The sequence below is a fragment of the Paenibacillus sp. FSL L8-0470 genome, from assembly GCF_038008625.1.
Lineage (GTDB): Bacteria > Bacillota > Bacilli > Paenibacillales > Paenibacillaceae > Paenibacillus_AQ.
In genome coordinates, this window is the sequence record NZ_JBBOZM010000001.1 from 6,673,216 (window position 1) to 6,693,900 (window position 20,685).

17 protein-coding genes are annotated in these 20,685 nt (G+C 50.6%); 1 reads left to right on the top strand and 16 read right to left on the bottom strand.

Annotated features, from left to right (window positions below):
- Positions 1 to 44: 44 nt before the first annotated feature.
- The gene (locus tag NST99_RS30525; RefSeq protein WP_341096642.1) at positions 45 to 1,325 is read left to right on the top strand and encodes a molybdopterin-dependent oxidoreductase; all 1,281 of its coding nucleotides are present in this window, start codon (positions 45 to 47) and stop codon (positions 1,323 to 1,325) included.
- Between the two features lie 17 nt (positions 1,326 to 1,342).
- On the opposite strand, the gene NST99_RS30530 is transcribed toward NST99_RS30525, so the two are convergent.
- The 16 genes from NST99_RS30530 to NST99_RS30605 all read right to left on the bottom strand — a co-directional run bounded on the left by NST99_RS30530 (position 1,343) and on the right by NST99_RS30605 (position 20,661).
- Positions 1,343 to 3,223, bottom strand: a complete 1,881-nt coding sequence (locus tag NST99_RS30530; RefSeq protein WP_341096643.1) for a transglycosylase domain-containing protein — start codon at positions 3,221 to 3,223, stop codon at positions 1,343 to 1,345.
- A complete protein-coding gene (locus tag NST99_RS30535) occupies positions 3,217 to 3,825 on the bottom strand; it encodes a hypothetical protein (protein ID WP_341096645.1) in 609 nt (202 codons plus the stop codon). The genes NST99_RS30530 and NST99_RS30535 overlap by 7 nt, the downstream gene beginning before the upstream one ends.
- Positions 3,826 to 3,909: 84 nt before the next feature.
- On the bottom strand, positions 3,910 to 5,037 hold the full coding sequence (locus NST99_RS30540; RefSeq protein ID WP_341096647.1) for a sensor histidine kinase: 1,128 nt from the start codon (positions 5,035 to 5,037) through the stop codon (positions 3,910 to 3,912).
- Positions 5,038 to 5,057: 20 nt separating this feature from the next.
- On the bottom strand, positions 5,058 to 5,711 hold the full coding sequence (locus NST99_RS30545) for a response regulator transcription factor (RefSeq protein ID WP_445745052.1): 654 nt from the start codon (positions 5,709 to 5,711) through the stop codon (positions 5,058 to 5,060).
- A gap of 193 nt (positions 5,712 to 5,904) precedes the next feature.
- Positions 5,905 to 6,879 carry a hypothetical protein gene (locus NST99_RS30550; protein WP_341096650.1) on the bottom strand — a complete coding sequence of 325 codons (975 nt, stop codon included), beginning with the start codon at positions 6,877 to 6,879 and terminating at the stop codon, positions 5,905 to 5,907.
- Between the two features lie 13 nt (positions 6,880 to 6,892).
- Positions 6,893 to 8,188 (bottom strand): ABC transporter permease, encoded by a 1,296-nt coding sequence (locus tag NST99_RS30555; RefSeq protein ID WP_341096652.1) that lies wholly within the window; start codon positions 8,186 to 8,188, stop codon positions 6,893 to 6,895.
- On the bottom strand, positions 8,175 to 8,885 hold the full coding sequence (locus NST99_RS30560; protein WP_341096654.1) for an ABC transporter ATP-binding protein: 711 nt from the start codon (positions 8,883 to 8,885) through the stop codon (positions 8,175 to 8,177). The genes NST99_RS30555 and NST99_RS30560 overlap by 14 nt, the downstream gene beginning before the upstream one ends.
- A gap of 29 nt (positions 8,886 to 8,914) precedes the next feature.
- Positions 8,915 to 10,636, bottom strand: coding sequence for an alkaline phosphatase (locus tag NST99_RS30565; protein WP_341096656.1), 1,722 nt, complete (start codon positions 10,634 to 10,636; stop codon positions 8,915 to 8,917).
- Between the two features lie 174 nt (positions 10,637 to 10,810).
- Entirely contained in the window at positions 10,811 to 11,221 is a 411-nt protein-coding gene (locus NST99_RS30570; protein WP_341096658.1) for an EFR1 family ferrodoxin, read from the bottom strand.
- A gap of 11 nt (positions 11,222 to 11,232) precedes the next feature.
- Positions 11,233 to 11,481: an FAD:protein FMN transferase gene (locus NST99_RS30575; protein ID WP_341096660.1), complete on the bottom strand. Its 249-nt coding sequence runs from the start codon at positions 11,479 to 11,481 to the stop codon at positions 11,233 to 11,235.
- A 364-nt stretch (positions 11,482 to 11,845) separates the two neighbouring features.
- On the bottom strand, positions 11,846 to 13,858 hold the full coding sequence (gene ligA / locus NST99_RS30580; RefSeq protein WP_341097796.1) for an NAD-dependent DNA ligase LigA: 2,013 nt from the start codon (positions 13,856 to 13,858) through the stop codon (positions 11,846 to 11,848).
- A gap of 100 nt (positions 13,859 to 13,958) precedes the next feature.
- Entirely contained in the window at positions 13,959 to 16,316 is a 2,358-nt protein-coding gene (gene pcrA, locus NST99_RS30585; protein ID WP_341096662.1) for a DNA helicase PcrA, read from the bottom strand.
- Between the two features lie 62 nt (positions 16,317 to 16,378).
- Positions 16,379 to 17,089: a heptaprenylglyceryl phosphate synthase gene (locus NST99_RS30590; RefSeq protein ID WP_341097797.1), complete on the bottom strand. Its 711-nt coding sequence runs from the start codon at positions 17,087 to 17,089 to the stop codon at positions 16,379 to 16,381.
- Between the two features lie 265 nt (positions 17,090 to 17,354).
- Complete coding sequence (locus tag NST99_RS30595) at positions 17,355 to 18,227, bottom strand: phosphatidylinositol-specific phospholipase C/glycerophosphodiester phosphodiesterase family protein (protein ID WP_341096665.1); 873 nt, start codon at positions 18,225 to 18,227, stop codon at positions 17,355 to 17,357.
- Between the two features lie 89 nt (positions 18,228 to 18,316).
- Positions 18,317 to 19,717, bottom strand: a complete 1,401-nt coding sequence (locus tag NST99_RS30600; RefSeq protein ID WP_341096667.1) for an undecaprenyl-phosphate glucose phosphotransferase — start codon at positions 19,715 to 19,717, stop codon at positions 18,317 to 18,319.
- Positions 19,714 to 20,661: a glycosyltransferase family 2 protein gene (locus NST99_RS30605; RefSeq protein WP_341097798.1), complete on the bottom strand. Its 948-nt coding sequence runs from the start codon at positions 20,659 to 20,661 to the stop codon at positions 19,714 to 19,716. Before NST99_RS30605 ends, NST99_RS30600 begins: the two co-directional genes overlap by 4 nt.
- Positions 20,662 to 20,685 lie beyond the last annotated feature (24 nt).

Here is a 20,685-nt window from a genome sequence, read left to right on the forward strand (position 1 = left end):
TTGAACTAATTGTCATAGCGCGGAAGGCTGAGGAGGAATGGCAATTGAAGAAAGCACTCACGAACATTCGTAAAGGATACGGGAAGAAGCTTGTCTCCATTCATATGTGGAATGCCTGGCTGGTTCTGTTTCTGGCACTCAGCGGATTATTGCTGGTCGGCGGTTTCTGGCGGGAGCTTCTGGGTGAGGGCAGGGTGTGGCTGAAATGGGCACATATCGCGTTTGGACTGGTGCTGCTGATTCCGGTCATTTATTATTTACTGCTTGCTGCAAAACACTGGAAAAGGCTCAAGGGGAAAAATGGGCAAAAGGCTAATGTGATTTTTGTGCTGGTCCTATTGACCGGGTGGATTGTGTCGGGTGTCGTACTCTGGCAATTCAGGCTTGCCGGGCCAAAAGCGGCCAATACCGCACTATTTATACACGATCTTCTGACTTGGGTTGGACTTCCGGTTATTATCTACCACTCTATTACCAGAGTCAAATGGCTCAAAGAACCGAAGAAACGCTCTATTGTACCAGAACCGGTAACGTCAGCTAATGGAGCATCTGCTTCTAATGATGAGCAGAAACAGCCGGGAGCAGCCCACGTCCAGCAGCCGATGTATACCCGCCGCGGTTTCATTAAAGCCGCTGTGGGTGCCGGACTTGCGGTAACGCTCGGACCGACCTTTGTCCGCTGGATCGGCAAATCTTTTCAGTTGCCCGGCACCGCGGATTATGCAGCAAACAATGCCAACACACTAATTCCCGACCCTATTCCGCTGGCAGATTCAGCACCACCAATCGGGGGAGGGGCCGATGGGAACTTCCGCGTGTATACTGTAACCGATATTCCAGCATTCGATAATTCGGATTGGTCATTTACGATTGACGGGCTGGTGGATAAGAAGTTCACCTGGAACTGGGAGGAATTCGTCAAGCTGCAGCGCGAGGTGCAGGTCAGTGATTTCCACTGCGTCACTGGCTGGTCTGTGTACAAGAATACCTGGGAGGGTCTGCCCCTCTCCAAGCTGCTTGATCTTGCCGGAGTAAAAAGCCAGGCGGTGATGGTCAAGCTGTATTCCGGCGACGGCGTCTATACGGACTCCCTGACACTCGCACAGGCGCGAATGGAGGATGTTATGGTTGCCGTCATGCATGACGGCAAGCCAATTCCGAATCAGCTGGGCGGGCCTGTACGTTTGGTCACTCCGCAAATGTATGCCTATAAATCGGTAAAGTGGCTTAACCGGATTGAACTCATTAATGAGGACCATGTCGGCTATTGGGAACAGCGTGGGTACGACAAAGACGCCTGGCTGCCTGGAGCAAATCGTGTATAACTGCGGCCAGCGCTCTTTCAATTCCGAACAGCTATTGCTTTGTTCATCACTGCGGAGAATAAAGCGGCCGCCATCCCGCTGCCCGCAGTCATATAGTTATCCTTATCGGTACGGTCAAAACCCATCCATACAGCGGCTGTCCAATCCGGTGTGTAGCCGACAAACCAAAGATCCCGATTAGCCTTGCTGTCGACACCGGGAAGCGCTGCCTGAGTCGTTCCGGTCTTGCCGGCAACCGGTATGTTCATCCGCGCTTTTTTCCCGGTTCCCTGATTTACTGCATTGCGGAGCATGAACGTCATGCTTTCCGCAGTTCGCGCCGAGATCACTTGACGCTGGCTGGAGACATGCTTGTATAGAACCCGCCCGTGCGCATTGGTTATGCTGCTAATGGTATGTGCTTCATTAAACGTCCCCCCGCTCGCAAACACACTGTAGGCCTGGGCCATTTTCAGAGGAGATATCCCATTGTGGAGCCCGCCGAGCGCAATGGACAGATTATTATCCTCCTGCGGCAGTTCTAACCCCAGCTTTCCGGCAAATTGACGGGCGCTGGAGATTCCCACCTGCTTCAGCAGCCATACGGCCGGAGCATTGATGGATTGCTGAAGCGCCTGGTTCAAGCTAACTTGACCACGGTATACGCCATTCAGATTACCCGGGCTGTAACTCCCGTAAGACTGCTTACGGTCGGGAACTATACTCGATGGAGTAAAGTTGCCGCTTTCCAGCGCAGGCCCGTAATCAATAATCGGCTTAAAGGCGGAACCAGGCTGGCGCGCATCAATAATCGCCCGATTAAGGCTGCCCGTTTGGGGATTGCGCCCTCCCATCATGGCAGCAATCTCCCCGGTGTGATGATTGAGTATCACCATGGCCGCCTCGACCTGCTGGTTTTTCCCATCGGGAGGAAAGGCATCTGCGTTACGAAATGCTTGCTCCAGTGTCTTCTGGATGCCTGTATTCATTCCTGTCTTGATCCTGTAACCGCCTGTTTGCAGCTCTTCCCTCGACTTACCCGTAAGCCGGGAGGCTTCTTTCAGCACAGCGTCAATATAGGAAGCACCTGCAACCTCAGTCTTAACTTCTTCCAGAGGCTGGTACTTTTGATTGCGCGCAGCTGCCATTTGCTGTGGGCTGATCAGCCCCCGCTGCTGCATGATTCCCAGAACAAGCTCCCTCCTCCCCTCGGAAACCGCGTTGTTCTCCGCAGGATTATAGATGGAAGGACCTTTCGGGATAGCCGCTAAATCAGCGATTTGCGAAATCTCCAGCTTTTTGAGATCACTTACACCGAAATAGTACTCTGCAGCCGCCTTTATTCCATACTGCCCCCGGCCCATATAGATTTGGTTCAAATAAAGCTGCAAAATATCCTGCTTTGACAACCTTTTCTCCAAAGCTGTAGCAATGGAGGCCTCGTTCAGCTTACGCAGCATATTTTTATCTCTGTTTAGATAGAGATTGCGGGCTAACTGCTGGGTGATGCTGCTGCCTCCCTCTGTTACTCTGAAGTTCACGGTATTGTTTATGGCGGCGCGCAGGATTCCCGTATAGTCCAGCCCCTGATGGCTGTAGAACCTGCGGTCCTCGACTGCCAAAAAGGTGTCGATCAGCAGCGCCGGCATCTCTTCGAGCTGAGCCATCGTCCGATATCCCGATTCCGGCAGCGGAATCCGGCGCAGCACATTCCCCTCTGAATCGGTAATGACGCTTGATTGATCTAAAACCAGCTTCCCGGCCTGACGGCTTACCACAGCCTCTCCATATACACGGACATAAAACAGCATTGCCAGCAGCAGTAACACGCCAATTACCGCAAGATCAAATCCGGTATAAAAAACACGCAGCAGCTTTCGGCGGGTGAGCCGGGTGCCAGCATTGCCCCTGCTCAACATTTTGCAATCAGGTCCACAAGGAACCGCTCCAAGCCCGCCGCTTCACGTCTCACCGCATCCACCTGAACGGCCTCTCCTTCTGCAGCCTTCAGCTCATCCAGCAAGCGCAGCAGCGTCTTCATCCTTAATATGAGGGCCATACTCTCTTCGCTGCCCCATCCCGCTTCTTCTGCAGCTGCCGATTCAATCTCTGCCGTACCGGTGAGTTTTGTTTGCTGGCCTTTGTTCAGCTTCCGCAGATTAGCAGCCAGCCTGCCCAGCTCTCCTCCGGTGGATACCTCCAGTTCCTTAAAGAAGCCATTCGCCGCAAGCTCATCCGATGCCCGCAGCAGCGCCTTGAAATCATCGGATAATTTTTGCGAACGCAGCAGAAAAAAACTGCCGGAAAGAGCGGTAAAAAGAATTACAGCCAAAGGCAACCTGCCGATATGATTGATCATCCAATGCAATAAGCGGACTGTAAAAGCGCCGGAATCTGCGCTATGCTGCGAATATAGAAAGGAAACCACCGCCTGTAGCACCATAAGAACACCACCGCTGAGCAGCAAGCTTCCTCCAATAACATACAAATATCCGGTTCGTACCGTATTTAGTCTTCTCAAGTTTATCCCTCCCGGTATCTGTGCATTTACTACTCCATGACACATAGAATACCGGCAAGTTCTTAAGAACCTCCCGCACAAGTTCTAAAGATTCTCTAAAGACTCCTGTGGAGATAACGGGAAGCGGGTGATAAAGTCGGTACGGTTCACATCGCTTTGGGCTGTAATTTCTCCATGGTGGCGCTCCACAATCCCTTTGGCTATAGCAAGTCCCAGCCCCGAACCTCCGGTATGCCGGGAACGGGAGCGTTCAGCCCGGTAGAATCGTTCAAAAATATGCGGAAGGTCGCTTTCGGCAATCATTTCTCCAAAATTACTGATCCGCACGACCGCTTCATCCCCTTCCCGGGTGAGTACGATCTCCAGTTTTTTCCCTTCACGCCCGTAACGGATGGCATTGGTAATCAAATTTTCATAAGCTCGCAGCAACTCGTAAGGCGCTCCCTGAATCCATAAGGATTCTGTATGGTCTACCAGCTCATAGGCCATGCCTGCCCGGGCTAGCTCTGGAACCGCCTCTTCCGCCAGCTGCCGAATGAACGCCTTGAGGTCCAGCTGTTCTGCTGCAAGCGGCAGTCCTCCACTGTTGACACGGGTATATTCGAACAGATCATCAATCAGCTTACGCAGCACCAGTGCTTTCTGATAAGCAATACCTACATAATAGCGTACCTCTGTCTCTTCCCGGCAGCGGTCCTGCTCAATAAAATCCAGATAACCCAAAACCGAAGTCAGCGGAGTACGCAAATCATGAGAGACCCCGGTAATCAGCTCATTTTTGGCCTGGATCGCCTTACGCTCTTCAAGCAGGGACTGCTGCAGCCGTTCGGACATAATATTAATATTCTCTGCCAGTACACCTAGCTCATCACTGGTCCGCACTTCAATCCGGTGTGACTCTCCCAGTTTGGTGATTTGCTGAATCCCCTGTGTGATCTCTTCGAGATAGGATACTACTTTTCGCGTGTACAAAAAAAAGAACACCAAAAAGCTGATAATGCCTACGGCTGTCATTACCGGCACTGAGCCAATATGGTTAATAATCCATTTCAAAACCAGGGAATAGGGTGCCGACGGTGAACTCGTATTCATGTGAAGCAGAGAATTTACCAGCCGGTAACCTCCCAATAACAGGATGGCTCCTGACAACATGCTGAGAATAAACGCCCAAATGAATTTCCAGCGTATAGTACTTATATATTTTGCATTCACAGTATTATCACCTCAAGTTCTCAGGATGGCCCGTCCAATTTATACCCGATCCCCCATACAGTTTGCACATAACGGGGCTGCTTCGGATCCAGCTCAATTTTCTCGCGGATATTGCGGATATGTACCATTACCGTGCTGCCTCCGTCCAGAAAAGGCTCATTCCAGATATTCCTGTAAATCTGCTCCATGCTGAGCACCTGACCCTGATATCTCGCCAGCAGCTCCAAAATGGAAAATTCACGGGGGGTCAGCCTTACCTTACGCCCATCCACACAAACCTCGTGTTTCAATATGTCGATGACCAGATCCTCGAAGATCAGCTCATTGTCATTCATCCTTGGTTGGGTATCCTTGTTGAATTTATGATAGCGGCGCAGCTGTGATTTGGCCCGGGCCACAAGCTCCAGCGGATTAAACGGCTTTCCGACATAATCGTCGGCGCCTATACTGAGTCCAAGAATTTTATCCATATCCGAATTTTTGGCGGACAGCATGATGATCGGCATATTTTGCTCTTCACGGATTTTCATGCAGGCTTCTATTCCGTCCATCTTGGGCATCATCACGTCCATAATAATGAGGTCTACCTTCTCCTCTTTTAAATATTCCAGCGCTTCCTGTCCGTCAAAGGCTTTGAGCAGCCGATAACCCTCGTTGCAGAAATAAATATCCATCAGGTTAACGATCTCCCGCTCATCGTCCACTAGCAATATTGTTTCTTGTCTCACAGGTAGGCATCCTTTCCATTCCATAAGTGGTAATCTACCTTCTAATATATTAGAAATTATCCAATCTATAAACCCAAAAAAAGCCCCGTATCCCCATAAGGTATACAAAGGCTGGTGTTATTTCATTTTATTAGGTTCTTTAAATGCTCTTGAAGGAGGCATCATAAAGCCGGAACATCGTTTTGTAGCCCGACTCGTCAATCTTGATGCCCACGTCCAGACGTCCGGTAATTTGCAGTGGGCCGGAGGTATGCCGGAGCTTGCTGCCTTCAGGCACAAAGACAATCATAATCTTGTTCCAGTAGGTTTCATCCCCATTGTCAAAGGGACACTCCGCCCCGGGCTCTGGAATCAGCAGGAACCAGTTCTTCTCAAAGGAGAGGACTTCGCCCATAAAGCCCTTAATCGTAACCTCGCTGCCGCTGAGGTCCCAAAACTGCTCCGAGGGGCGGGTCTGGTCGCTGCCGTCGAAGAAGCCGTTCCAATCAATGGCAGTGTGGCCTGTAGAAGAAGTCTTCAAATGGGCCACTGCGGTTGGGGCAGGGCTGGCCTCAGGGAGGGAGCTGGCTTGTGGAGACGGAGATACAGCACCGCTCTTTCCATCGCTCTTATCTGCTTCCCCTGTTTTAGCCTTTGACTTCGTTTCAGGTGCTGGAGATGCCGGGCTCTTGCTATTACTCTTGCTGGAGCCTACAGTCTTCTTCGATGTATCCTGAATGACTGCTGCTGGAGCGGAAGGCTTGGATGTATTTGGTGCGTGAGATTTAGCCGTAGCATCTTTGGCCTCTCCCCCTTTACCTGTATCCGATACAGGTGCGATGGATGGCGCCGCAGCCAGTTCAGGTTCCGGTGAAGGTCCAGCTGTGGCCTTGGCGGCTTCTGGAGAGCGCTTCACGGTTGGCGAAGCTGACGGTGATTCTTTTGGAACTATGGGTACTTCTGTAGCTTCGGGTGATTGTGCCACATCCTCTACTACCGGACTGTCCGCCTCCACTGCAGCAGCAAAGGATTCTCCACCGCCATCAGCTGCACTGTTCTGGCCGCATGCTTGAAGCAGCAGCATGCTTGTAACAGCAGCCGTCATCAGGATCAACCTACCCTTTAATGTTATCAAGTGAATGTACCTCCTAGGATTTGAACAAAGCAAGAGGATGCATCCGGTACATCCGGAATGCAGGCCCCAGCGAAGACAGCAGACCAATGGAAAGCGCCCCTGCAGCAATAAGCCAATGATCAGGTGTCCACTGATAAGGTTCAATTTGAATGCCAGCTTGGGCGAACAGTGCATCCTTCAGCAGGTAAGCGCCAAGATGACCCAGCAGCAGTCCGGCGATAAGTCCGGTAGCTGTCACCAGCAGACCTTCGCTCGTTAAGGTCAACCATACATAGGCTCTGGATTTGCCAAGAAGACGCAATAGCCCCACATCCTTGGTACGTTCACCTACTGCGGCGATCAAGGACAGCAGGATCGCTATCGCTGCCAGAATTACGCATAATGCCGTGAGCACACTCAGCAGCTGTGCACCCTGATCAACAGCGTTCAGCACGTCGGAAACCGCCTGGCTTGTATAGGCAGCCTGAACTCCATTACTGCCATCCAGCACCTCTTTCAAATCATGGGCCCCCAGCAGACTTGCCGGTTTAACCAACACGGCTGTAATCTCCCGCTCCTCAGGAGGCAAGCCATGTACGGCCCAGGCATAATCAACAGTCGTAAATACTGCGCGGTCATCTGGGGTATGAAGGGGCGGAAGAATGCCCACAACGGTATACTGGAAGCTTTCATGTGCGTGTTCTTCGCCATGTTCTTCGCTATGTGCTTCGTCCGGCGAATTTCCGGCGGCCTCGGCAGCATGGTCTTCCTCATGATCTTCCTCATGCTCCTCCGTGTGTTCCGCCTCAGCAGTTTCATGGCTGTCTCCCTGAACAAGCCCATGTGCACCCGTAAATGTATCCCCAATGTGCAGACCCAGAGATTCCGCCACATACGACCCAATAATGGTCTCACCGGTGTGCGCATATAAATTCCCGTCCTGAAGGTTACGGTCGCCGTAACGGGTAACAAAATATCCGGAGTCCATGCCGACGATCGGAAAGCCTTTATAGTTATCTCCCGTTGTCATTGCAAAGGCCTTATCCACGTCCTGATCCTGCTCCACTTGATCCAGAACAGCAAGCGGGATATTGCCTGTCGGAGCACCGATATGATAAAAGGTATTCAGCACAAGCTGGGTTTCACTGCCGGCTGCGCCAATTACGAGATCGAAGGGGCCATACCCTTTTTTGGCGCCTTGCTCAACGCTTTGCCGGGACAAGGATAGCAGGACGATAAAAGCAACCGTAACTGCGACCGCACATACCGTCAACAACGACAGAAACCGCCGGTGCAGCAAATTACGCAGTGTTAATCTAAAGAGACTCATACAATTCCCTCTTCCGTTTCTCCGGGCTGCTCTGGAGTTTGGGCGCTGATTCCCGGCGTATCCGGTTAATCTCCTGAATGTTCAGACAGCGGGGAAAACGGTTCGCCATATTGAGATCATGCGTTACAACAATTAAGGTACGTCCATGAGCGACGCTGAGATCCAGTAAAAGCGAGGCGATTTCATCTGCCGTTTCCCAGTCCAGACTGCCGGTGGGCTCATCCGCCAGCACAAGCGGCGGCTCATTCACCAGCGCCCGCACAATCGCTACCCTCTGCTGCTGCCCGCGGGAAAGCTGGGAGGGAAGATGCCGGCCACGGTCTGCCAGACCTACCTGATCCAGCCAATCGTCGACTACCCTTCTTTTCTCCTTAAGCGGAAGCTTTGCGGTCATAGCAATCTCCACATTCTGCCTTGCCGTCAAAGAGGGGATCAGATGGAAATCCTGCAGCACATACCCGATATTGGAAGCCCGGAAAGCATCACGTTTCGCCTCTGTGAGCTCGCGGAGCGGCTTGCCGTCCACGACAATCCCGCCGCTGTCGGCCAGCAGAATTCCGCTGACCAGATGCAGAAGAGTGCTTTTACCGGACCCGCTGGGTCCGGTAATCGCTACGTTCTCTCCTTTTTCAACACTCCATTCGGAAATATCCAGTATCGGCACATTTCTACCGTCTACACGAAATTGCTTTTTCAAATCGTGAATTTGGAGCAACAGAGCCACTCCTATCTCAATTTAATACGTTCGGACAAAGCATCCCAAGTCAAGGTTGTACCCTTCAGCTGGCTGAATGCACTAAGCGGCAGGTACAATACACCGTTATCAATATCAACGATATAAGAAGCAGCCTTGCCGTTCAGCTTAGCGGTTTTGTCTGTCAGATTCACATCAATTACGTTTTTCTGCAATGTCAGCTTCGCAGCGGCAGCATCCCCTTTGTAAGTTCCTCCCAGCGCCTTGATCAAAGCTTCAGCAGGATAAAGCACTTTGTTGTCGCGGCTGATTTTGAACTTCGGATAAACGTATTGGGATTGCAGCTCTGCGGAACGTTTGTTCAAATCAAGGCCCAGTATGCTGGCACCCGCCTTTGCGATCTCGGTGTTGTCCACCTGCCCCTTCACCTGCTCCGCAATCGGACCATAAGCCCAGACACCCACATCTACTGCGGAATGGCCATGGCCTGACCAGCCCACGAGCAGACGTTTGGAAACCACTGCATTGTAGGCTCCTTCACGTTTATACGAAGACCCGTCGCCTTCCATAATTTGCGCAACCTCTTCGTCTGTAAGATCGGTAATCCATGTATTGGCTGTTACGATGCTGCGGATTTCTTCAGGTGTCTGTGCTGCTTCCAGAGCGGCAGCCAGGCTTTCCGAGGAATGTTTTTGCTTATCCCACAGGTCGATATTAATTTCGTAAATGTTGTCGCGGGAGAGGGACAGTCCGCCCGTTTCATGGTCGGCTGTGACCACAACGGAGGTGTTGCCGTTTTTCTTCGCGAAATCAATCGCCGTTTTGACCGCGGCATCGAAGTCGAGTGCCTCCTGGACAAGTGTCGGCAGATCGTTGGCATGACCGGCATGGTCAATCCGTCCGCCTTCAATCATCATGACAAAACCTTCTTTATCCGCTGATAAAATATTCAGCGCTTTGGAGGTCATTGTCGCCAGGCTTGGAATTTCCGCTGTACGGTCCGGAACATAAGCCACATGGGAACTGCCGAACAGGCCCAGCACCTTGCTGCTTTTGGAGGTAAGCGCATTTAAGGCTGTTTTATTTTCAACTACAGTGTAACCTTTGGCTTTAAAATCAGGGAGGATGTTCTTATCCGTCCGTTTGCCCTTTTCATCTTTGGTTACAAAAAACTGCTTGCCCCCGCCCATCAGAACATCTACGCCGCTCTCCAGGTATTGCGAGGCAATCGCTGATTCATTATCACGGCTGCGGACATGGGAGGCGTAGACAGCTGGCGTCGCGTGAGTAATCCGGGCTGTGGTAACAAGTCCTGTTGCCTTGCCGCTCGTTTCCGCAGCCTCAATAATGGAGGCAAACGGTTTGGATACATCTTCATTGGAAACGCTGATGCCTGCGTTGTATGTTTTGTGGCCTGTAGCAAATGCAGTACCGGCTGAGGCGGAATCTGTAACGATCCCCGAAACGATTTTCCCGCCGTCCTCTCCACGGTCTGCATATGTAGTCGCTTGTCCCACGTAGTAGGGATCAAGATTTAGATGGCTGACTCCCTTGGTGTATTGCTGAAAATATCTTGCGGCAGAAATTTGGGCCGGACCCATGCCGTCACCAATTAGTACGATAAGATTTTTGGACTGGGCTTTTGCAGCTCCCCCAGAAGTTTTAGCACTTTGTGCCGCTCCGGCCAGTGTAGCTCCTGAGACTACTGCTGCTGCCAATCCTCCAATTACCACACTCTTCATCAGCTTTTTCATTATAAACCCCTTCCTTGATATAAAGTTCTTAACCAATCTTACCTTCGAAAGGTTAACCAATTGTCAAATGTAGTCAGGGGTTGTATTAAATTATCAACTGTTCATATATCAACGGGACACAAAAGAACCCACACCTTGTCACCAAGATGAGGGCTAGTAACGTTTTCTGTACAATCATCTTTCATTTATAAATTCAGCAATGGTTATATGGGGATTTGTATATCTTCCTTTGTTTTCGGTTTTTTGGCCATATTGATAGGCTTTGACGGGGCAATAATGAATACACGCTAAACATTGTGTACAATTTTGCCCCCACTGTGGTTTTTCAGAAACTTGAATGTTATTGCAGTTAAAGACTTGCTCACAGGTACCACAGCCGATACAACTATCATCTGCCTGAAATTTGACTGGATCAATGGCTTTTTTAGTAAATATAGGATTTATAATACCGGTTAACAGCCACGGAAACATACATTTATCTATCCTCAATTCTCCTATTATTCTTTGCTCAATGTCATGGTTGATTTGTTTTAGTGTCTCCTCTGCCGCAGATAGCTTGTGCTGCTCCACTTCTTTGGAATCCACATCACTATAATTTAGAACTCAGCAGCAAGCGACAGCACCTCATAGGTATCCGGACTCAACTTCTCACACTTCATACCTGCTGACCTGTTGACCCTGCTTATCTCGCTATCGGGTATAAAGCGGCTTAGCAGGTTCTCAAGCCTTGCAGCTTCATACTCGACAGCTCTGAGTGCTTCTTCCCCATGATCGCCAAAAACTTTGTGGATCATCTCTGTACCCATCCCATAGTGAACAGACTGGGCCGTAATGGCTTTGTTCATTTTTAGTCCTCCTTTCATGGACCGTTACAATGATGCGTATATGCTTCCATCAAGGCAATTGATAAATCTGCAGCTACAACCAGGTGCATGTGAATAAATATATAAATATTCATTCATTTTAACATAGAGACTATCCCTTCTCAGGATTAAAATCCCCACTCCTTACTACATTCTCTTTCCATCTCAACTGTAAAGAAAAGCATCTTCTCGACAGGAATGATCCTGCTGTATCAGATGTACCCATTGATTTATACATACTTACCTTTCACAAAAAAAGCCCTGTGACCTTTCGCAGGAAGCGAAATGATCACAGGGCTTGGTATCTTGCTGTACATTGCTATTCAGTATTATGCTGTATAACGGTCTAAATCTCCAGCAGCCGGATCAATTCTTCCTCATCCTCAATGACCTGAATGCCCAATTGCTGTGCTTTGGCCAGCTTGCTGCCCGCTTTTTCACCGGCAATGACCAGATCGGTTTTCTTGGAGACACTGCCCGATACTTTGGCGCCAAGCGCCTCGAGACGTTCTGCAGCTTCCTCACGGGTAAGCTTCTGCAGCGAGCCGGTTAACACTACGGTCTTGCCGCTGAAGAAGGAATCGGTACTCACCGGCCGCGGAGCTTCAGGCGCCTTAGCTTCTACACCCAAAGCCAGCATGCGGTTAATGCCCGTAACCACAAAAGGATCAGCGAAGAAGCTCACGATGCTTTCTGCCACAATCCCGCCGATATCCGGCAATTCAGATAAATCCTCAGCTGTAGCGGACATTACAGCCTCCAGACTGCGGTAATGATCGGCCAGCATCCGTGTGGTTGCTTTGCCGGTGTTCGGAATGCCTAGGGCAAAGAGGAACGAGGCTAGATCACGTCCTTTACTCTCTTCCAGCGCCTTCAGCAGATTGTCTGCTTTCTTCTCACCGAAGCGATCAAGCTTGACCAGCTGTTCAAAATTCAGTTCATATAAATCGGCAGGCTCCCGCACATTCAACTCTTCGTGCAGCTGACCGGCCGTCTTGTCGCTGAAGGTCTCAATGTCCATCGCATCACGGGAAGCGAAATGGGTGATCCGTCCGATAATCTGCGGCTTGCAATCCAGCTTGTTGTTGCAGAAGAGATGCGCCCCGCGCATTTCGAGCGGGAAGCCACATGACGGACAATTCTCGGGGAATACAATTTCCCCGCCGTCGCTTTCTTCCGTCACCTTGCCGAGTATCTCTGGAATGACATCATTGGAGCGGCGGATAAACACCCGTGTGCCCAGCGCATGCTTAAGATTCTTGCGTTCGATATCTCCGACGTTGTTCAGCGTGCAGTTCTGGACAGTAACTCCAGCCAGTTCTACCGCCTCCACACGGGCCAGAGGTGTGACTTTGCCTGTGCGGCCTACGTTCCAGCTGACTGACTCCAATATCGTCGTCGTTTCTTCAGCTTCGAACTTGTAGGCAACCGCCCAGCGCGGGAATTTATCGGTATAACCCAGCGCTTCGCGGATACGGAAATCGGTAACCTTAATTACCGCACCGTCAATCAGATAGTCCAGACCGGAACGGCTCTCTTCAATCTCCGCCAGCTGTTCTGTAACCTCGTCAAAGTTAGCAAAGTAGGTGAGGTACGGATTCACCTTAAACTGGTTGGTCCGCAGGAAATTCATCATCTCCTGATGATCGGCAAACTGCACCCCTTCAGCATAACCCACGTTATAAAAGAAAGCATTTAGCCTGCGGTTCGCCGTAGTCTTAGGATTAAGGTTGCGCAGTGCTCCGGCGGCGCCATTGCGTGCATTCTTCAGCGGTTCGGCAGCCCTTGTATTGTAGTCGGCCAGCACCGAGAGGTTCATAATCCCCTCGCCCTGCACTTCGATAAGACCTTCCTTGAACGGAATCGTCAATGGAACGGACTTGATCGTCTTCACCTGAGCCAGTATGCCTTCACCCGTCACTCCATTTCCTCTTGTCGCCGCCTGCACTAACACACCGTCACGGTAGGTCAGGTTCAGGGTCAGGCCGTCGAATTTCAGTTCGACGGCATAACAAGGCTCGGGCAGAGGTGTATCCGGATTCTTCGTGTTGTAGTCGTTCACGAGACGCAGCACACGGGCATTCCAGCTCCGCAGCTGCTCAATATTCTGCGCTTTGTCCAAACTCCATAGTGGAGCAAGGTGACGATGCGGGGTAAAGCCTTTCAGCAGCTCCCCTCCCACACGCTGGGTAGGAGAATCCGGCAGCACAATGCCGCTCTCCGCTTCCAGGGCCACCAGCTTATCGTAAAGCACATCATATTCCTTGTCGCTGACCTGCGGTGCATCCAGCGTGTAATAATGGTAATTGTATTGATTCAGCTCAGCCACAAGCTCTTCCATCGTATGCATAACGTCCATCCGGGCGTATCCCTCCGTCATAAGGATAATGTAAAGCATGTGAATGATACTTCTACTTTATCTTTATATTCTAAAAATGCATTCGTTAACCGTCCCCGGATTATTCGACTTTGGTAATCGGAGCAAAACCCGCAAGCAGCCGTTTCACACCGACCGGTGCCGGAAAAGCAATCTGCAGCTCCGTGTCGTTACCGCTGCCTTTCACGGACACAATGGTGCCGGTGCCCCATTTGCCGTGGGCTACCTTGTCGCCGGCTTTATACTCGCCTGGCACCGCGGCCCCCGCTTCCGATGCGCGCTGCGCACCGCTTCCGGAGGTTACGGTCACGCGGCCTGCTCCGGCCGCTGACGCTGTGCTGCCGCCAAAGCCGGCGGTCACGCCGCCTGCTGGCGCATTCCCGGCAGCGCCTCCGCGGCTGCCGAAGTTCCCCCGGGCGCCGCCGGTGAAGCCACGGCCGCCATAGGCACCGCCAACCTCCGCGCCTCCGCGCCGGAAGCGGTCCGAAGCAGAGCCGGTATCTTCCTTAAGCTCCTCCGGAATCTCCTCCAGGAAGCGGGACGGCGGATTGGCCGTCGTCCGTCCGAACAGCGTGCGGCTGCGGGCACAGCTGAGGAACAGCTGCTTCTCCGCACGCGTAATGCCTACATACGCCAGCCGCCGTTCTTCTTCCAGTTCATCATTGTCCTGAAAGGCGCGGCTGTGCGGGAATACGCCCTCTTCCATCCCGATAATAAATACGGTCGGGAATTCCAGCCCCTTCGCGCTGTGCATGGTCATCAGCACTACAGCATCGTCGCGTTCCTCCTCATCGTCATTCACACTGTCGATGTCAGCGATCAGTGCCAGATCTGTGAGGAAGGAGACCAGTGACTTGTCTTCGTTATTCTTCTCGAATTCCATCGTCACGGACAGGAACTCATCGATGTTCTCCAGCCGTGAGCGGGATTCTAGCGTATTCTCATTCTGCAGCTCCAGCCGGTATTGCGAGAGCTCCAGAATCTTCTCCGTCAGCTCCGTTACCGAGAGGAATTCGACCATCCGGTGCAGCGCTTCGATCATATCATAGAACTCCACCAGCGTATTGCGCGTCCGTCCGGCAAAGCCCAGATCGTCCACCGTCTGCAGCACGCGGAAGATGGATACCCCACGTTCTGCTGCTGCTACAGCCAGCTTGCCCACAGTGGTATCACCCAGCCCCCGCTTTGGCACATTGATAATACGCGTCAGACTGATGTCATCATCCGGATTGGAGAGCAGGCGCAGGTACGCCAGCAGATCCTTGATTTCCTTACGGTCATAGAACTTGATCCCGCCGACGATCTGATAAGGAATGTCTGATTTGATCAAAATTTCTTCTATTACGCGAGACTGTGCATTCGTGCGGTACAGGATGGCATGATTCTGGTAAGCCTGGCCCTGCTTGGCACTCTTACTGATCTCTCCGGTGACAAAATAACCTTCATCATGCTCGGAGTCGCCCCGGAACACTTTGATCTTCGGACCTTCCTCTGAATCCGTCCACAGCTTCTTCGGTTTACGTCCGGAGTTCAGCGCAATTACGCCGTTGGCTGCATTTAGTATATTGGAGGTCGAACGGTAATTCTGCTCCAGCAGAATCGTCTTCGCTTCCGGATAATCTTCTTCGAAATTAAGAATATTCGAAATGTCTGCTCCGCGCCAGCGGTAAATCGACTGATCGCTGTCACCAACTACGCAAATCCGGTGATGGCTTTCCGCCAGCATGCGGCAAAGCATGTACTGCGCACGGTTCGTATCCTGATACTCATCCACATGAATGTATTTGAATTTCTTCTGGTAGAAATCAAGTACCTCAGGCACTTCCTTGAACAATTGGATAGTCTTCATAATTAAATCGTCAAAATCCAGCGAGTTGTTGCTTCTCAGCCGGTGCTGGTACTTGGTGTACACTTTAGCAACAAGACCTTCAAAATAATCGCCAATCTTCTGCTCGTATTGCGCCGGAGTAATCAGCTCATTTTTGTTTGTGCTGATGACGGCCTGGACAGCCTTTGGCTCAAATTTCTTCGTATCGATATTCAGGTCTTTCATACAGTTGCGGATGACGGACAACTGGTCTGTAGAATCGAGAATTGAGAAATTGGAGGTAAAGCCAATCCGTTCAATATCCTTGCGCAGAATCCGTACACACATCGAGTGAAACGTGGATACCCATATATCCCGTCCTTCTGGTCCAACCAGCTTGGAGACACGGTCCTGCATCTCCCGGGCCGCCTTGTTTGTAAAGGTAATCGCCAGAATTGCCCACGGCGGAGCCTTGCGGTTCGCAATCAACCAGGCAATGCGGTGGGTAAGCACCCGGGTCTTGCCGCTGCCCGCGCCGGCCATAATCAGCAAGGGACCTTCAGTAGCTTCTACAGCCTGGCGCTGTGGAGGATTAAGCCGGCTTACGGCTTCCTGTATGTTAACAAGTTGCATGTGTGACATGCTCCTTTCTCAGTTTAAGCTTAGAATGTCAAGAGCAGCGCTATCTCAACTTGCTACTCCCAAAGCATCTGCGGGGTCTTCTTTACCGCCTGCACGGTGAGCAGTGCTTGCTGTATATCCTGGTAAATAATGTTCCCGACTACTACGGTGTCGCAGAGGGCTGCAACCTGCTTAGCCTCTGCCTCGCCGGTAATACCGCCCCCGTAAAACAGCTGGCTGTTCTCCACCATCTCTCTTACCAAACGAACCGTCTTCATATCACCGAACATGCCGCTGTATTCAAGATACACAACCGGAAGCTGCATCAGCTTGTCCGCAATCTGGGCATAAGCCGCAGCCCCCTCGGCGCTAAGCGAATGGTCTGCACCCGTAAGGCGTGCTACGGAAGAATCGCCATTCAGGACAATATATCCTTCGGCCAGCAGCAGTTCCCATGGAATCAGGCTTCCGTAACGTTGAATGGCTTTGCGGTGTTGGCCAATAATCCAGGCCGTGTCTGGTGTATTAAGCACCATAGGAATCATATACAAATCAAAACCGGGAACGACTGCCTCCAGATCCGAAATCTCCAGTGCGCAAGGCAGCTCATAACGCCGCAGCCGGTTCAGCAGATCAATAGTATTCTCATAAGTCACACCGGTGGAGCCTCCAACCAAAATCGCATCGGTTCCGGACAGGCAAATGGCCTCCAGCTCAAGGTCTCCGAGCTCACGGTCCGGATCGAGCTTAAAAACATGCCGCCAAGGCTCTATCAGTTGCCGCATCATATTCATCAATCGTCCATCTCCATCATTCATCTAGCAAGCCAAATACACTCCGCTACCGCAAAAAGCCGTAACTCTAGTCTATGCCAGCGCTAAGGGGAGTGTCAATTTAAAGAGCGAAAAAATGCGAACATTTTTTCGCCTTTTTATAATATAAGAATTCATTGTTGTATGCTATAGATCAGTCTTATCTTTCTGGTAGAAAATAAGCTTTATGTGCATCGTTCAACGAACAATGATTGCTCATTATCACCTCTGCCGGCTGCTAGTTTCGCCCCAGGCCTCCGAGCCTCTCCATGTCATCTTCAGAAACGAAATCAGTATAGAACCCGTCCACACCCAGACGGGACAGCTGGACGATTTCTTTCTCATCATTAATCGTATGCACATAGACGCGGGCACCGGCCCTTTTCAGTTTTTGCACAAAGCTCTTGGTAGCCCTGTCGTCAGGCATGGTGATGTTCGCCCCGGTTTCCTTGACGAATTGAGTCACCACTTCATCACTGTCCTCCGATTGATATAACGTATAAATGACTTCGGGAAAGACATGCACCTTACGGATCATATCCAACATCTCACGACTGTAAATCTGCGGGACAATCCGCTTCAGCAGCGATGGATCCCTACGCTCAGCTGCCTCGACAATCACTTCAAACTGCTGTGTGACCAGTTCCGCTTCAACCTCCTTCGTATCGGTTACGATATAGGCATCCGGATAAGCCATCATCAAATCCATGATCTTCTCAATATCAGCCGGCGAGTATAGGCCCAGAATCGGACTGTCCATAAATTCGGCATAATCCAGTACTTCCCCTTCCTTGTCTGCAGGAAGCACCTCCTTCTGTCCTAACTGCTTAGTCATATCCCTTGACCACTCATGACGGGCCACTAGTTTCTGATCCCCGGTGAACAGCAGATCGGCTTCAAATATACGTGTTCCCTGCTCATAATTGGCGATAAAACCTTCAACAGCGTTGGTATAGGCATGCCCGTTGATGCCACCCATTGCATGGGCAACAATCCGGTGGGCTGCAAAGCCGGCGGCCGGCTCTTTATCTTCCGGTGTCAGCGTAATCACAAGCAAAAGTACTATTGCTATAACCATGATGACTGATGCAGTACTCTTTTTTTTATCCATTATAGTAGGTTTCCTTTGCAAAAGTTGGAGTATAAAAACAAAAAACGGCTGTGGCCTTGGGTAAGGATAGCAACCGTTTCTATGTGAAATTAATAGGCATTTTTAAATCCGTTGCGAATCGTTTTGACAATAATCCGAATATCAAACAGCAATGACCAATTTTCAATATAGAAAATATCATGCTTAATCCGTTCTTCAATCGAGGTGTCCCCACGCAGACCATTACTCTGTGCCCATCCAGTAATACCTGGACGCACATGATGCTTCACCATATACTTGGGGATCTCTCCACGGAACTGCTGCACGTAGAACGGCCGTTCCGGGCGGGGCCCTACCACACTCATATGCCCCAGCAGCACATTAAAAAATTGCGGCAGCTCATCCAGACTGGTCTTGCGGATAAAACTCCCAAAGCGGGTGCGCCGCGGATCCTCCCGTGTACTCCAGCCTGTATCTTCTTCGCCGTCCTGCTGCATTTTCATCGAGCGGAACTTATACATCATGAAATTATGCCGGTTAAGTCCTACACGCTCCTGCTTGAAGATGACCGGGCCCGGAGAAGTCAGGCGAACACCGAGGGCTACTATGAGCATTACAGGCGACATTACAAAAATGGCGAACAGCGAAAAAATAATATCAAACAGCCGCTTGGCCAGCTTATTCCCGGTCATATCTAAAGGAATATCACGGACATTAATCATTGGCATTCCGGCAAAATTATCAAAATAAGGACGGGCCGGCAGGTAGTCGAAGAAATCTGGAATAATCAGCGTCCGTACTCCAGCCTTTTCGCAGGCAGCAATAATGGCGGGATACTTAGAGTGGGCATCAAGCGGAAGCGCCAGAATCACCTCGTCTACCGGCAGCAGCTCCAGTATTCCAGCCAGTTCATCCACCTTGCCGAGTATTGGCTTAAAGCGCCGTTCCTCTATCCCGTCCCATTCCTGATAATCATCAAGAAAACCAATGGTCTCATATCCCAGCTCCGGATACTGCACCAAATTGTTGTAGAATCGTTTGCCGAGCGAGCCTGCACCGATAATCAGCACGAATTGACGGTTAAAGCCTTTTTCACGGAGTGATTTCAGCATCGTCTTCAGCACATAACGGTAAAGCATGATCGAGAGAATATTAAAACCCATATATATGGCCAGATACTGACGGGAAACGTCGATTTCCTTCAGGAAGAACATCAGGCCAAGCAGGATAAAGACTGCCATGATGTGCACCTGAAATATTTTGAGGAATTCATCGACAAAACGTTTCTTACGCTTCGGCAAATACAGGGAAAGCACAATCCCTATAAATACAGAAATCACACCATAAATAAGGCTCCAATAGGCATAGGATTCAACCGGAAGCGTATTATAGGATTCCAGCCAGCCACTCTTGAACTTCAGCCACCAGGCCGCCAGAAAGGAGATTTGGATAATCAGGAAGTCGGCAACCATATAGAGTTGTGTTAAAAACCTCTGATTACGGCGAATCATAATCTCACCTCAGCATTCGTTTCATTGCGTGAACCTGCTTCTCCGGAATCCGCAAGGCTCTGCGCCGGTGAAGAAACCACGCGTGAAGACTTTAACATATTGCGGGCAAGCGAAAGGGTGAACTTTACCCCGACTCCGGCATATACCGCTCCATTAATCATACTGTTGTACCTCTTGCTAAAATGCTTGCGATGAAATAAAATCATTGCTCTGTGAAACTCATAGACAATTTTAAATGGTCTGCGCCGCGCGCTGCCGCCTTTTAGATGCACGATGGAGGTCTTCGGATAGTAATAAATCCCCCACCCGGCTTCTTTAATCCGGAAGCACCAATCCAAATCCTCACCATACATAAAGAACTCTTCGTCCAGGCCGCCGACCTGCTCGATCGTCGCCCGCCGAACCAGCATAAAAGCCCCGACTAGACAGTCTACCGGGTAATCCAGATCTGGATCCAAATAACCTAGCTGGTAGCCGTTGAATCTGGGCCGGCCGGGAAACAGCTTGCTGAAACCAAAAGCATAATAAAAGGATGCCGAGGGTGTCGGAAATCCTCGCTTGCAGGCCTTGTCCAGCGATCCATCCGGCAAAATCACCTTGCAGCCCGAAGCGCCAAGATCCGGCCGGCTGTCCATAAAGGAAACCATCGTCTCCAGCGTATCCTTCCGCACTACCGTGTCGGAATTAAGCAGCAGCACATAACGTCCGGAGGCCGCCTCCATCCCCTGATTATTACCCCGGGCGAAACCAACATTCTCAGAGTTGGCAATCAGCAGCACATCCGGGAATTCCTTGCTGATCGACTCGACAGAATGATCACGGGAATTATTATCTATTAAAATGATCTCATAGGAATAATTAGTTACCGAATCATATACCGACCTAATACAGTCCATCGTCAGGCCACATGTGTTGTAATTTAAGATTAATATACTGACATCTATATTCACTTCACTACGCTCCTGACT